At 74.0% G+C, this 13,510-nt stretch carries 11 protein-coding genes; 10 read left to right on the top strand and 1 reads right to left on the bottom strand.

What is annotated here, in order from left to right; all coding sequences use genetic code 11:
* Positions 1-71: 71 nt before the first annotated feature.
* From NAEX_RS46275 to NAEX_RS46230, 10 genes are all read left to right on the top strand, one after another.
* Complete coding sequence (locus NAEX_RS46275) at positions 72-629, top strand: hypothetical protein (RefSeq protein ID WP_096334323.1); 558 nt, start codon at positions 72-74, stop codon at positions 627-629.
* 332 nt (positions 630-961) lie between these two features.
* Positions 962-2,026: a type 2 isopentenyl-diphosphate Delta-isomerase gene (gene fni, locus NAEX_RS46270; RefSeq protein WP_245914024.1), complete on the top strand. Its 1,065-nt coding sequence runs from the start codon at positions 962-964 to the stop codon at positions 2,024-2,026.
* Positions 2,023-2,955 (top strand): mevalonate kinase, encoded by a 933-nt coding sequence (mvk, locus tag NAEX_RS46265; RefSeq protein ID WP_096334321.1) that lies wholly within the window; start codon positions 2,023-2,025, stop codon positions 2,953-2,955. Before fni ends, mvk begins: the two co-directional genes overlap by 4 nt.
* Entirely contained in the window at positions 2,952-3,947 is a 996-nt protein-coding gene (gene mvaD / locus NAEX_RS46260; protein WP_096334320.1) for a diphosphomevalonate decarboxylase, read from the top strand. Before mvk ends, mvaD begins: the two co-directional genes overlap by 4 nt.
* Positions 3,944-6,199, top strand: coding sequence for a hydroxymethylglutaryl-CoA reductase, degradative (locus tag NAEX_RS54200; protein ID WP_096334319.1), 2,256 nt, complete (start codon positions 3,944-3,946; stop codon positions 6,197-6,199). The genes mvaD and NAEX_RS54200 overlap by 4 nt, the downstream gene beginning before the upstream one ends.
* Positions 6,200-6,325: 126 nt before the next feature.
* A complete protein-coding gene (hpnC, locus tag NAEX_RS46250; protein WP_096334318.1) occupies positions 6,326-7,300 on the top strand; it encodes a squalene synthase HpnC in 975 nt (324 codons plus the stop codon).
* A gap of 20 nt (positions 7,301-7,320) precedes the next feature.
* The gene (locus tag NAEX_RS46245; protein ID WP_170136610.1) at positions 7,321-8,226 is read left to right on the top strand and encodes a squalene/phytoene synthase family protein; all 906 of its coding nucleotides are present in this window, start codon (positions 7,321-7,323) and stop codon (positions 8,224-8,226) included.
* A gap of 75 nt (positions 8,227-8,301) precedes the next feature.
* Positions 8,302-9,654: a hydroxysqualene dehydroxylase HpnE gene (gene hpnE / locus NAEX_RS46240; RefSeq protein WP_096334316.1), complete on the top strand. Its 1,353-nt coding sequence runs from the start codon at positions 8,302-8,304 to the stop codon at positions 9,652-9,654.
* Positions 9,655-9,969: 315 nt separating this feature from the next.
* Positions 9,970-11,232, top strand: coding sequence for a type III PLP-dependent enzyme domain-containing protein (locus tag NAEX_RS46235; RefSeq protein ID WP_245914023.1), 1,263 nt, complete (start codon positions 9,970-9,972; stop codon positions 11,230-11,232).
* A 408-nt stretch (positions 11,233-11,640) separates the two neighbouring features.
* Complete coding sequence (locus NAEX_RS46230) at positions 11,641-12,012, top strand: hypothetical protein (RefSeq protein ID WP_096334315.1); 372 nt, start codon at positions 11,641-11,643, stop codon at positions 12,010-12,012.
* Positions 12,013-12,416: 404 nt separating this feature from the next.
* Here NAEX_RS46230 and NAEX_RS46220 read toward each other — a convergent pair whose 3' ends face one another.
* Positions 12,417-12,980, bottom strand: a complete 564-nt coding sequence (locus tag NAEX_RS46220) for a ferritin-like domain-containing protein (RefSeq protein WP_096334313.1) — start codon at positions 12,978-12,980, stop codon at positions 12,417-12,419.
* Between the last annotated feature and the right edge of the window lie 530 nt (positions 12,981-13,510).

Genomic DNA, 13,510 nt, shown 5'->3' with positions numbered 1-13,510 from the left:
GGAACCGGCTCGCCGCCGCCGTCCGGAGCAGGATCCGTGACGCCGGCCCGCCCGCGAAGTATCACCCTCGCATGTCGTCCTGGGTCGCTCGCCTCGTCCCGTTCGCCGCGCTCGCCCTGTCCGCCTGTATCGGCGCCGAGCCTCCGCCCGCCGACGGCGTCTTCGTCGGCCGCGCCGGCGACATCTGGGTCGCCGTCGTCGCCGAGGACGATGTCGTCGCCGCCTACGCCTGCGACGGCACCGGCGACAAGGCCACGCTCGGCACCTGGTTCTACGGACAGCTCGACCGCGGCGTCGGCAGCGTCGCCGGAGCGGGCGACGCCCGGCTCGTGCTCGACCTCTCCGACGACGCTTTCGCCGGCGCGCTCGAGCTCGGCGGCGTCGAGCGTGACGTCACCGGCGAGCGGGTCGAAGGCGACGACCTCGGCCTGTTCTGGGGCGAGGCCGACGGCTGGGTCGGCGGCTGGATCTTCGCCGTCGACGGCGACCAGCGCGGCGCGGTCCTCGAGCGCGACACCGGCGACGTCTCCGCCTTGCTCTTGCCGACCGCCGGCGAGCAGACCCTCACCCTCGTCGACGGCACTCCGCTCCCCGTCACCCGCATGGCCGCGCCGCGCGACCTGCGATGACCTGCCCGAGAGGTCATGCGACGGGCGGCGAGCAGGCCATCTCCTCGCGCACCGTCCCGCACGGCCGCACCGCGCGGCCTGCAAGGGCCTGCCCGAAAGGTCATGCCCGATCCGACATGTTCCGCGAACGCAGTTCGAACGCCCGTGCGCGCGCGTGGGGACGGGCTGCGGGATCACCCGAAGCCGGGCCGCCCTGTGCTGCGGATCACGGGCCCGGGCGGCGCCGGCGCCCGTCCCGTGCGACATCCGGCCGCGCGAACGAGTTTCCGCACGGGCGGGCGCGCGGCGGAGCGGGCGGCCTCCTGGGGCTAGCAGCTACATTGCCGGGGCTCATGGCCGACCGCCTCGACATCTCGCAGCGCAAGAAGGACCACCTCGCCCTGTGCGCCGGCGACAACGTCGGTTTCCGCGACAAGACCAGCCTCCTGGAGCAGGTCGAGCTCGTCCACGACGCCCTGCCCGAGATGCACCTCGACGACGTCGATCCGAGCGTCGAGCTCCTGGGCAAGCGCCTGCGCGCGCCCGTCGTCATCGCGGCGATGACCGGCGGCACCGACGAGGCCGCGATCATCAACCAGGACCTCGCCCGGGCCGCCGACCAGCTCGGCCTCGGCTTCGGCCTCGGCAGCCAGCGGGCCATGTTCGTCCGGCCGCACACCGCCCACACCTTCCAGGTCCGCGAGCACGCCCCGAACGTCCTTTTGCTCGGCAACCTCGGCATCGTCCAGGCCCGCGCCATGAGCACCGCCGAGATCGCGACCCTGTGCCGCGACACCGGCGCCGACGCCCTCTGCATCCACCTCAACCCGGCCATGGAAATCGTCCAGCCGGGCGGCGATCGCGACTTCTCGCGCGGCCTCGACACCCTGCGCCGCCTGGTCGAGGAGCTGCACATCCCGATCGTCGTCAAGGAGACCGGCTGCGGCCTGTCGCGCGGCGTCGCCGAGCGGGTCCGCAGCGTCGGCGTCGAGCACCTCGACGTCAGCGGCTCGGGCGGCACCAGCTGGGTCGCCGTCGAGGCCCACCGCGCCGTCGACCCCGACGAGCGGGCCCTCGCCGACGAGCTGTGGGACTGGGGCATCCCCACCGCCGCCAGCGTCCTGCAGGTCCAGGGCCTCGGCTTCCGCGGCATCGTCGCCACCGGCGGCCTGCGCACCGGCAGCGACGTCGCCCGCGCCGTCGCCCTCGGCGCCACCGCCGGCGGCCTCGCGGCGCCGGTGCTCAAGGCCCACCGCGCCGGCGGTTACGACGGCGTGGTCGCCTTCCTCCGCCGCGTCGTCCTCACCGTCCGCAGCATCATGCTCCTCACCGGCTCGCGCACCGTCGCCGACCTGCAGCGCGCCCCGCGGGTGCTCGGCCCCACCCTCGCCCGCTGGGTCCCGGAGCCGCGGCGATGACGATCCCGCTGCACCCGCGCGCCGAGGCGCACGGCAAGGTCATCGTCCTCGGCGAGCACGCCGTCGTCTACGGCTACCCGGCCGTCGCCGCCGGCTTGCCGCAGGGCATCGTCCTCGAGGCCAGCCCGCGGCCCGACCCGCGCCTGCCGATCACCCTCACGATCCCCGCCTGGGACCTCGACCTCGAGCTGCACGCCGGCAGCGACCACCCGGTCGCCCGCGCCTGCCTCGAGGTCCTCGCCCACTGCGACGGCCCCGTCACCGGCTGGGCGCTCCACGGCGCCAGCGCCCTGCCCGCGCGCGCCGGCCTCGGCTCCTCGGCGGCGCTCACCGTCGCCCTCGCCCGCCTGGTCTTCGGGCCAGACGCGAGCATCGACGACGTCGTCGCCGCCTCGCTGGCCGGCGAGCGCGTGTTCCACGGCGAGCCCTCGGGCCTCGACAGCCGCGTCGCCGCCCAGGGCGGCGTCCTCCGCTACGTCCGCGGCGAGCCGCCGCGGTCGATCGTCCCCGGCGCCCCGCTGCCGCTGTGCATCATCCCGAGCGGCATCCCGCGCAGCACCGCCGATCAGGTCGCGCGCTGCCGCAGCCGCCTCGAGCACCTGCCGAGCGTCGTCCGCCCGGTCCTGATCGCCATCGGTCAGGCCGTCGAGTCGGGCATCCACGCGATCGAGCACGGCGACCTCGACACCCTCGGCGTCCTCTTCGACGTCGCCCACGGCCTGCTCGGCGCGCTCGACGTCTCCTCGCCCGCGCTCGACCGCATGGCCGCCGACGCGCGGGCCGCCGGCGCGCGCGGGGCCAAGCTCACCGGGGCCGGCTGCGGCGGCTGCCTGCTGGCCCTCGCCGGCGACGCCCCCGACGCCGCCGCTCGCCTCACCGCCGCCTTCCCCACCCTCCGTCCGCTGTTCGTCGAGGTCGCCGCGTCATGAAGAGCGCCCGCGCCGTCGCCCACACCAACATCGCCCTCGTCAAGTACTGGGGCAAGCGCGAGTCCTCGCCGGCCGATCTCAACCTGCCGGCCGTCGGCTCGCTGTCGCTGACCCTCGATCGCCTGCGCAGCGAGACCACCGTCGGTCCCGCCGACCAGGACTCCTTCCACCTGAACCAAGAGCCAGCCTCGGGCGAGGTCGCGGCCAAGGTCCTGCGCCACCTCGACCGCGTGTGGCAGGCCGCCGGCAATTCCGGCCCGCGCCCGGCCTGCGAGGTCCGCTCGCACAACTACCTGCCGACCGCCGCCGGCCTGGCCAGCTCGGCCTCGGGCTTCGCCGCGCTGACCCTCGCGGCCGCCGCGGCGTTCGACTACGACCCCGGCCGCGCCGCCCTCTCGGCCCTGGCGCGCCGCGGCTCCGGCTCGGCCGCGCGCTCGCTGTGGGGCGGCTTCGTCCGCCTCGACCGCGGCGTCCTGCCCGACGGCAGCGACTGCCGGGCCTACCCGCTGCAGCCGCAGTCGCACTGGGACGTCCGCCTGCTCATCGTCCACACCGAGCGCGGCCCGAAGGCGATCGGCTCGACCGCCGGCATGCAGCGCAGCCGCGACACCTCGCCCTACTACGGCCCGTGGGTCGACACCTCGGAGGCCGACCTCGCCGCCGCCGAGGCCGCGCTGGCGGCCCGCGACCTGGCTGTCCTCGGGGACATCCTCGAGCACTCCTGCTTCAAGATGCACGCCTGCATGATGGCCAGCCGCCCGCCGATCGTGTACTGGCGCGGCGCCACCCTCGACGCCATCCACGCCGTGTGGCGCCTGCGCGCCGAGGGCCTGCGCGGCTACGTCACCAGCGACGCCGGCCCGCACGTCAAGGTGCTGTGCGCCGAGGATCAGGCCGACGAGCTGGCCGTCCGCCTGCGCGCCGTCCCTGGCGTCCACGCCGTCGACGTCGTCGGCCCCGGCCCCGACCCCACCGTCGAGGTGACCGCGTGACCCGCCTGGCCGTCTCCGCCCCGGGCAAGGCGTTCTTGATCGGCGAGTACGCGGTGCTCGCCGGCGCCACCGCCCTCGTCACCGCCGTCGGCCGCCGGGCCGTCGCCGCCGACTGCGACGACCCCGATCGCCCGCCGGCCTCGCCGCTGACCGAGGCCGCCTACGCGCATGTCCGCCAGTTCCTGTCCGAAAGCACAGGAACCAAAGCACCTGGCCCATTGACCAGCGTCGACACCGGCTCGTTCGCCGCCGGCGCGCGCAAGCTCGGGCTCGGCAGCTCGGCCGCCGCCGTCGCCGCGGTGGTCGGCTTCCACCTCGCCGAGGCCGGCCACGACCCCGAGGACCCGGCCGTCCGCGCGATCGCCCTGCGCCTGGCCCAGGCCGCCCACGCCCAGGTCCAGGGCGGCGGCAGCGGGGCCGACGTCGCCTGCGCCGTGTTCGGCGGCACGATCGCCTTCGCCCGCGGCGAGGCCCCGGTCGCCGTCGCCCACCCGGCCTGGCTGCACGTCGGCTTCTTCGACGCCGGCGCCCCGGCCGACACCGCCTCCTTCGTGCAGCAGGTCCGCGTCGCCGGCGAGCGCGACCCGCAAGCCTACGCGGCAGCCACCGCCCAGCTCCGCCGCGCCGCCGAGCTGTTCCGCAGCGGCTACGAGAGCCCCGACCCCGACATCGGCCTCACCGCGATCCGCGACGCCGTCGCCCTCCACAACGACGGCCTGCGGGCGCTGCAGCGCATGAGCGACGCGCCGATCGTCACGCCGGCGATCGCCGCGATCGTCGACCAGGCCGCGCGCATGGGCCTCGCCGCCAAGCCGAGCGGCGCCGGCGGCGGCGACCTCGTGGTCGTGTTCGCCGCCCGCCAGGCCGACCTCGACCTGCTGGCGGAGCGGCTGCAGCGCGAGCACGGCCTGTGCGCGATCGGTCGCCTCCCGGTCGCCGCGCCCGGCCTGCGCCGCGACGAGCGGCCGCCGCTGTCGTCGCGCATGTCGGGCTTCTTCCGCCTCGGCGTCGACGGCCGCCGCGACGCCGTCGCCAGCGCGACCCGGATCCCGCGCGACCGCTTCGCCGCGCTCGACCCCGGCAGCCTCGATCTCGGCAGCGCCGACAACCTGATCGAGAACGTCATCGGCACGCTCGAGCTCCCGCTCGCCGTCGCCACCAACTTCCGCATCAACGGCCGCGACTTCCTGGTGCCGATGGCCGTCGAGGAGGCCTCGGTGGTCGCCGCCGCCTCCAACGCCGCCAAGATGATCCGCGCCGGCGGGGGCTTTTACGCCCGCAGCGACCCGCCGTGGATGATCGCCCAGGTCCAGCTCACCGCGCCGAAGGCCGGCGACGCCGCCGACCTCGCCGTCGCCGCCATCCACGCCGCGCGCGCCGACCTGCTCGCGCTGGCCGACTCGGCCCACCCGCGCCTCGTCGCCCGCGGCGGCGGCGCCCGCGACCTGCTGGTCCGCGTCCTCGCGCCCGACATGCTCGTCGTCGACGTCGTCGTCGACTGCCAGGACGCGATGGGCGCCAACCTCCTCAACACGATCGCCGAGGTCCTCGCGCCCCGCCTTTCGGACATGACCGGATGGACAGCCGGTCTGCGGATCCTCAGCAACCTCGCCGACCGCCGGCGGGCCCACGTCACCTGCCGCGTGCCCCCGGGCGCGCTGGCCGGGCGCGGCTTCTCCGGCGCCGCCGCGGCGGCCGGCATCGCCTCCGCCTCGCGCTTCGCCGAGCTCGACCCTTACCGCGCCGCCACCCACAACAAGGGTGTCATGAACGGCGTCGACGCGGTCGCGCTGGCCACCGGCCAGGACTGGCGCGCGATCGAGGCCGGCGCCCACGCGTACGCGGGTCTCACCGGCGCCTACCGTCCGCTCGCCACCTGGCGGGTCGACGCCGACGGCTGGCTGTGCGGCGCGATCAGCCTGCCTGCCGCTGTGGGCGTCGTCGGGGGCGCCACCAAGGTGCATCCCGCGGCCAGGCTCGCGCTCGAGATCCTCGGCGCGACCTCGGGCGCCGAGCTGGGGCAAGTCATGGCGGCCGTCGGACTCGCCAGCAATCTCGCGGCCTTGCGCGCGCTCGCCACCGAGGGCATCCAGCGCGGCCACATGTCGCTCCACGCCCGCTCGGTCGCCCTCGGGGCCGGGGCCCAGGGCGCGGAGGTCGACCTCCTCGTCCACCGGCTCGTGGAGTCGGCCGAGATCAAGCACGATCGCGCCGTCCTCCTGCTGCGCGAGCTCCGATCCGAAAGCCGTTAGACTGCCGCTCACCCCGAGAACTCCGCGACGGCCTCGCACCTCCACGCGACCTGCACCAGCACGATCGAACCGCCGACGCCGCGCACTACCACTTCGCCTCGCCTGTCACTCCTCGGAGAAACCGTCATGGTCAGCGCCACGGAACCCCGCCTCTTCTGCGTCCCTCCGCCTCCCGAAGGCGACCTCGAGGGGCAGCGCGTCAGCTCGCCCGACGGCGCCCCGCCCGGGCCGTGGACCCTCGAGACGGCCTACCGCTACTGCGAGCGCATGGCCACCACGCACTACGAGAACTTCCCGGTCGCCTCGCGCTTCCTGCCGGCGCACCTGCGGCCGAACATCATGGCGATCTACGCCTTCGCCCGCACCGCCGACGACTTCGCCGACGAGCCGCGGTTCGAGACCCGCCGCGTCGACGCCCTCGATCGCTGGGAGCAGCTGCTGGTCGCGGCCTACCACAAGGAGGTCCAGCACCCGGTGTTCCTCGCGCTGCGCGACACGGTGCGCCGGCACAACATCCCGATCGGCCCGTTCAAGGCGCTGCTGACCGCCTTCCGCATGGACCTCACGCAGAAGCGCTACGGCACGTTCGCCGAGCTGCGCCACTACTGCAAGCACTCGGCCCACCCGGTCGGCCAGCTCGTGCTCTACGTCCACGGCCACCACGAGCCCGAGCTGCACCGCTTCAGCGACGAGATCTGCGCCGCCCTGCAGATCGCCAACTTCCTGCAGGACCTCAGCGTCGACACCCCGCGCGGCCGCTGCTACCTGCCCGAGGAGGACCTCGTCCACTTCAGCGTCACCCGCGAGGACCTGCTCGCCGGCCGGCACACCCGCGCCTTCAAGGAGCTGATGGCGTTCTCGGTCTCGCGCTGCCGCAGCATGTTCCTCCGCGGCTACCCGCTGATCCGCCGGGTCGAGCCCGGCCTGTCGATGGAGCTCGAGGCGACCTGGCGCGGCGGCATGGCGATCCTCCAGCGCATCGAGGACCTCGACTACGAGGTGCTCGGCTTCCGCCCCACCCTCGAGAAGCAGGACATGCTCGGCATCGCCGCGCGCTCGATCTTCTCGTTCGGCCGCCGCTTCCTCCGCGGCGAGGTCTAGACCGCGCGATGGCCCGGCTCATGGAACTCGCGCGCACGATCCCCGGCGGCGCCGTCGCCCTGTGGCGGCGGCTGGTGCAGCGCTCCAACTCGAACTTCAAGTTCGCGTTCCTGTTCCTGGGCCCGGAGCAGCGGGAGGGCCTGCAGCAGGTCTACGAGTTCTGCCGCGTCGTCGACGACATCGTCGACGAGCGCGCGCCCGGGCCCGAGGGCGAGGAGGCGGCCCGCCGCGCGCTGGCCGGCTGGAGCGCCGAGGTCGCGCGGATCTACGGCGACGCCTACGTCGACGACGACCCGCCGCACACCGAGCTCGGGCGCCAGCTCGCCGAGAGCAACAAGCACTTCCACTACCCGCGCGAGGCCTTCGACGAGATCATCGCCGGCGTGGCCATGGACCTCGACCGCAGCACCTACGACGACATGGAGCAGCTGCGGCTGTACTGCTACCGCGTCGCCTCGTGCGTCGGCTTCCTGTGCGTGGCGATCTTCAAGGACCAGCGCGAGCCGGCCCGCCGCTACGCCGAGCACCTCGGGCTCGCGCTGCAGTACACCAACATCCTCCGCGACGTCGCCGAGGACGCCGCGCGCGGCCGGATCTACCTCCCGCTCGAGCTGCTGGCCCGCCACGGCCTCACGCCGGACGACATCTTCAACTACCGCTACGACGGCCGGTTCGTCGGCGCCGCCGCCGACTTCGCCGCCGCCGCCGAGCGCGAGTACCACGCCGCCTGGGCGCTGCTGCCGGAGATCCAGCAGCGCCGCCTCCTGCCGGCCGAGATCATGGGCCGCACCTACTACGAGATCTTGCAGGAGATCCGGGCCCGCAACTACAACGTGTTCACCCGCCGCGCCTCGCTGCGCCGCCGCGACAAGCTCCGCGTCGCCGCCCTCGCGCTGGCCCGCGCCGGCGCCAGCGTCCTGTCCTGAGCGTCCTGTCCTTGCGGCCATGTCCCTCTGGACCTGTCGCCTCGGCCCTGTCCTCTCGAGAATGTCTTTTTCGCCATGTCCGAAAGCACCCGCAGCGTCATCGTGATCGGCGGCGGCCTCGCCGGCCTGTCCGCCGCCGTGCGGCTGGCCGAGGCCGGCCGGGTCGTCACCCTGATCGAGGCCACCCGCGCCGGCGGCGGCCGGGCCCGCTCGTTCCACGACGCCACCCTCGACCGCGAGGTCGACAACGGCCAGCACCTGATGATGGGCTGCTACCGCGAGACGCTGGCGTTCTTGCGCACGATCGACAGCACCGACGGCGTCTACTTCCAGAAGAACCTCGAGGTGACGATGGTGAAGCCGGGCGGCAAGCGGCTGCACCTGCAGTGCCCGGCCTTGCCGGCGCCGCTGCACCTCGCGACCGGCCTTTTGGCCATGCGGGGCCTCGGCGTGCTCGACAAGGCCGCCGCCCTGCGCGCCGGCCTCATGCTGCGCGGCGAGGTCCAGCGGCCCGACGACAACGAGACCTGCGACAGCTGGCTGCGCCGCCTCGGCCAGACGCCGACCCTGCGCAACGCCTTCTGGGACCCGCTGATCTGGGGCACCCTCAACGACGACCCGCTCGTCTCGTCGGCGGCGATGTTCACCGCGGTGCTCGACCGTGCCTTCCTCACCAGCCGCGACGCCTCGCGCCTCGGCGTGCCCAAGGTCCCGCTGTCGCGCCTCTACGTCGAGCAGGCGCTGGCCTACCTGCGCGCCCGCGGCTGCGAGCTGCGCCTCGGCGAGTCGGTGCGCGCGCTCGAGGTCACGAACTCCCGCGTCACCGGCGTCACCCTCAAGTCGGGCGACACCCTCGCCGCCGACGTGGTCGTCTCGTCCGTCCCCCCGCAGGCCTTCCTGGACATGCTCCCGGGGACCTTGCCGAGCCACCCTGTCTATCAGGACATCGCCCGCCTGCGCCCGTCGCCGATCGTCAACCTGTGGTTCTCGGTCGACCGCGCCCCCTTCGACGATCCGTTCGTCGGCCTGGTCGCCGGCCCGCTGCACTGGATGTTCAACCGCTCGCAGATCGAGGGCGAGGTCGGCAGCGAGGTCATGATGAACTGCACGATCAGCGCGGCCCGGGCCTGCGTCGACGACCCGCCCGAGACCCTGCAGGCGCTGCTGCAGTCCGAGCTGCAGCGCTACTTCCCCGCGGCCGGCCCGCAGGGCCCGAAGATCAAGCGCTTCAAGGTCATCAAGGAGAAGCGCGCCACCATCTCCCACGCCGCCGGCACCTACCACTGCCGCCCCGAGGTCACCGGCCCCGTCCGCGGCCTCTACATGGCCGGCGACTGGGTCCGCACCGGCCTCCCCGCCACCATCGAGTCCGCCGTCCAGAGCGGCCACGACGCCGCCAAGGCGATCCTCACCAGCGAGCGCAACTGAGGCGACGCGGCGCGCCTCGCTTCACGCGACGCAGGCTTCAGCGGGCGTGCTGCGACCCCCCGCTCGACGCAACACGGGCGACCCGCCGCGCACCTACCCCACGACGGGGCCTTCAGCGCCGAGCGCTCGCGCGCGACCCGTGCGACCCGGCGCCGCTCGCTCCCCGCGACCCGGCCTTCCGCGCGTGAGCCCCGGCGCTCGCGCGCGACTCGTGCGACCCGGCGCCGCTCGCTCCCCGCGACCCGGCCCCTCGACGCGTAAGCCCCGGCGTCGCCGCTCTGGCGCCCGCGCGCGACTTGGGCGACCCTGCCCGCCGTGCCGCACGCCGTCGACGTCCGTCCTGCGCCCGAACAGCTCGTCGAGGCCTTCCGCCGCGTGCGGGCGGCCGGCCACGGCGACCAGCCGGCCGTCCTCGTCCACGACCTCGATCGCCTGCGCGCCAAGCTCGACGCCCTCGGGGCAGCCTTCGCCGCCCCGCGCGCCCTGCACACCGTGGCGATCAAGGCCAACCCCCTATTGAAGGTCCTGCGCGTCGCCGTGGCCGCGGGGGCCGGCCTCGAGGCCGCCTCGATCGAGGAGGTTCACCTGGCCCTTCGAGCAGGTTGCAGCCCCGACCGGATCGTCTTCGACTCGCCCGCCAAGACCGAGCCCGAGCTGGCCGAGGCGCTGCGCCTGGGCCTGCGGATCAACGCCGACAACCTCCCCGAGCTCGAGCGGATCGCCGCCCTCCACACGCCCGCCAGCGCCAGCCGGATCGGCCTGCGGATCAACCCCGAGCTCGCCGAGGCCGGCATTGCGCTCACCAGCGTCGGCCACCGCGGCAGCCGCTTCGGCGTCCCGCTGTCGCAGGAGGCCGAGATCCGCGACGCCTTCGCCCGCCACCGCTTCCTCACCGGCCTGCACGTCCACATCGGCTCGCAGGGCACCACGATCCCCGAGCTCGTCGACGGCGTCGCCCGCGTGTGGGAGCTGCGGCGCGAGCTGGTCGCGACCCGCCCTGTCCCGATCGACATGTTCGACCTCGGCGGCGGGCTGCCCGCGCAGTACCGCGACGACGCCCCGCGCCTCACCCCCGCCGCCTACGCCGCCGCCCTGCGCGCCGCCGTCCCCGACCTGTTTCACGGCGACGTCCTGCTCGTCACCGAGTTCGGCCGCTCGCTCCTCGCCGACTGCGGCTTTGTCGTCTCGCGCGTCGAGGTCGTCAAGCCCGGCCCCGTCGCCGTCCTGCACGTCGGCGCCGACCTGTTCGTGCGCCGCGTCTACCGCCCTCACGAGTGGCACCACGACTTCCTCGCCCTCGGCCGTGACGGCCGGCCGCTCGCCGGCGACCCCGTCGCCACCACGCTCGCCGGCCCGCTCTGCTTCGGCGGCGACGTGCTCGCCCGCGACCTCCCGCTCCCGCCGCTGTCCGTCGGCGATCACGTGCTGATCCGCGACACCGGCGCCTACACCGTGTCGATGTGGTCGCGCTACTGCAGCCGCGCGATCCCGCTGGCCCTCGGCCTCGACGGCGGCGACGTCACCGTGCTGCGCCCGCGCGACACGATCGCCGACGTCGTCGCCTTCTGGGGCGGCTGACGCTCCGGACATGCGCCACGCGCCATGTTCTCGCGGGCATGCCCCCTTCGACAGGTCCCCGAGCACCTCCAGCCGCTCGCCCGCGCGGACCCGCACCGCCGCATGACCGCGGCCGATCGGGTCCCGCACCCCTCACCGCCGCTCGATCGCAGGAGCGACGGCCGCCGACGCCGACGCGCCCGCCGAGGAGGCCGACCATCCGTTCGACATCCACCCCGAGGCACGCCCGCGCGAGAACACGCCGGATCCGCCCCGCAGGTGCGACCGCGCCGCCGGCCCGCCTACCAGCGCGCAGCGCACCCCAGCCACAGACCCCCCGCGGCGAGATTGACCCCCCGCTGCGCCCCTTCTTAAGATGAAACCCGCGAGTCGAGGCTGGGAGCGGCCGCCCTCGCGCGAGCCCGACCCATGCCCATCGCCTTCGAAGAGCTCCTGACGCCTCGAGGTCGCCCGTACGTGCGCGTGGCCGTCTCCGGAGAGTTCGGCCTCGCCGAGGCCAGGCAGTTCGTCGACAGCTTCGGCAAGGGCGGCCCCTACTACATGAAGCCCTCGATGTCCGTGGTCCTCCGCGGCACCGAGTACACCAGCGAGGCGCGCAAGCACTTGCAGAGCACGGGCGAGACGGCCCCGATGTGCACCGTCACCAGCAGCCCCCTCGTCCGCGCGGCCATCAACCTGATGCTGCGCCTCAGCGGGCGCACCGGCACCTTCCGCCTGTTCGGCAACGAGCCCGAGGCGCTCGCCTGGCTCGACGAACAGATCTCGCGCCCGCCGCCCTGACCCGGCGTCGCCCGGTCAGCGCTCGTGACCCTCGCCGCCCTCGCCTCGTGGCGCTCATGATCTCGCCGCGGCCGGTCGAACGCCGGACATGTCCCGGGGGACATCTCCGCCGTTCGCCTCTTCCGCTGGCATGCGCGCGTGCTTCATGCGCTCCGACTGCACTCGTCCGAGGCGTTCCAGCTCTGGGGGCAGGCGACGCCTGCCCGTCATCCGCCTCGTCGACGGCGCCGAGGAGTGCCTGCTGACGAGGATCAGCGCCGCGTTCGATCGCCGCCAGGGCGGCTGCCTGCGCGGCATCGTCGAGAGCGACGCCTGAGCACCCGGCCCTCGGCGCCGGCAGCCGGACCACCCGACGGATCCCAAAACATTCCGTTCGGGCACCGCCTCACCGACGCCCCGGGCGCCTAGTGATCGAGCATCGGCTTGCCTTCGTGCGCGACCAGCAGGTCGTGCATGTCGTTGGCGTGCTCCTCTTCCTGCGCGAGGATCTTCTCCAGAAGCATCCGCGTGGTCGGGTCGTGGTCGGCGAAGTAGCGGATCATCTCGCGATACGTCTCGATGGCGATTCGCTCGGCCACCAGGTCTTCCTTGATCATGTCGACCAGGTTCTTGCCCTCGACGTACTGCGACGCCGAGCGGCTCGAGAGGCCGTCGGGGTTGAAGTTGGGCTTACCGCCGAGCTGGTTGATCCGCTCGGCGATCCACAGCATGTGCGCCTCTTCTTCCTGCGCGTGCTCCTCGAACTCGGCCTTCACCGATTCACTGGCGATGCCGGTCGCCGTGACCGCGTGGAAGCGGTAGCGGAGGACGCACACGATCTCGGTCGCCAGCGCCTCGTTGAGCACGCGGATCGCCGTCTCGACGTCTGCGCCGTAGTTGGGCGTGAGCGCCCCTTGCTCGAGGTGCTCGCGCGCTCGCTTGCGGATGGTCGCGATGTCGGTGGAGAAACTGTTTTGCCCTGTCGTCATGGCTTCTCCATGGCACGAGCGCGGCGGCACGCACCTGCACGCCGGCGACGCTTCCCGCACCTCGCCGTAGAACCGGCCCAAACGGCCTTCTGCGGCCCATCGCCGGGCTCGCCGCGGTCTCGGCGCCAGCCTCTTCGAGCCGCGGCGGGGCGTTGGGCGCTAGGTGCGCCACCCATGCACGAGCCCGCTGGCTCGCATGACCTGGCCGAACGACCAGACCGCCGCGGCCGCGAACTCGAGTTCGCCGACCCGTCTTCGTCCTTCCGCAGCGGCTCGCCCGTGGGGGTCCCGACGGCGACGGCTCGCTTGCACCGATCGGGTCGTCGTCCGAACGCGCCCGACCTGTCCAAAAGAACAGCCTCATCGACCTCGCGGCCGCCGCTCCCGAGCGGTCGACGGCCCCGCGCTCGCCCGCGACGGCCACATGTCCCGAAGGACAGCCCTCGAAGCCGCGGCCGCGCCCCCTGCTCCTCGCCCGGGCGCTCGTCCCCGCGCCGCGCCGGCCCGGTCGTGTCCGCCGCCGGCCTCGA

The sequence above is a fragment of the Nannocystis exedens genome, from assembly GCF_002343915.1.
In the GTDB taxonomy this organism is placed as follows: Bacteria; Myxococcota_A; Polyangia; order Nannocystales; family Nannocystaceae; genus Nannocystis; species Nannocystis exedens.
Note: the sequence above shows the minus strand (reverse complement) of the source record. Positions and strands in the feature narration are given on the sequence as shown.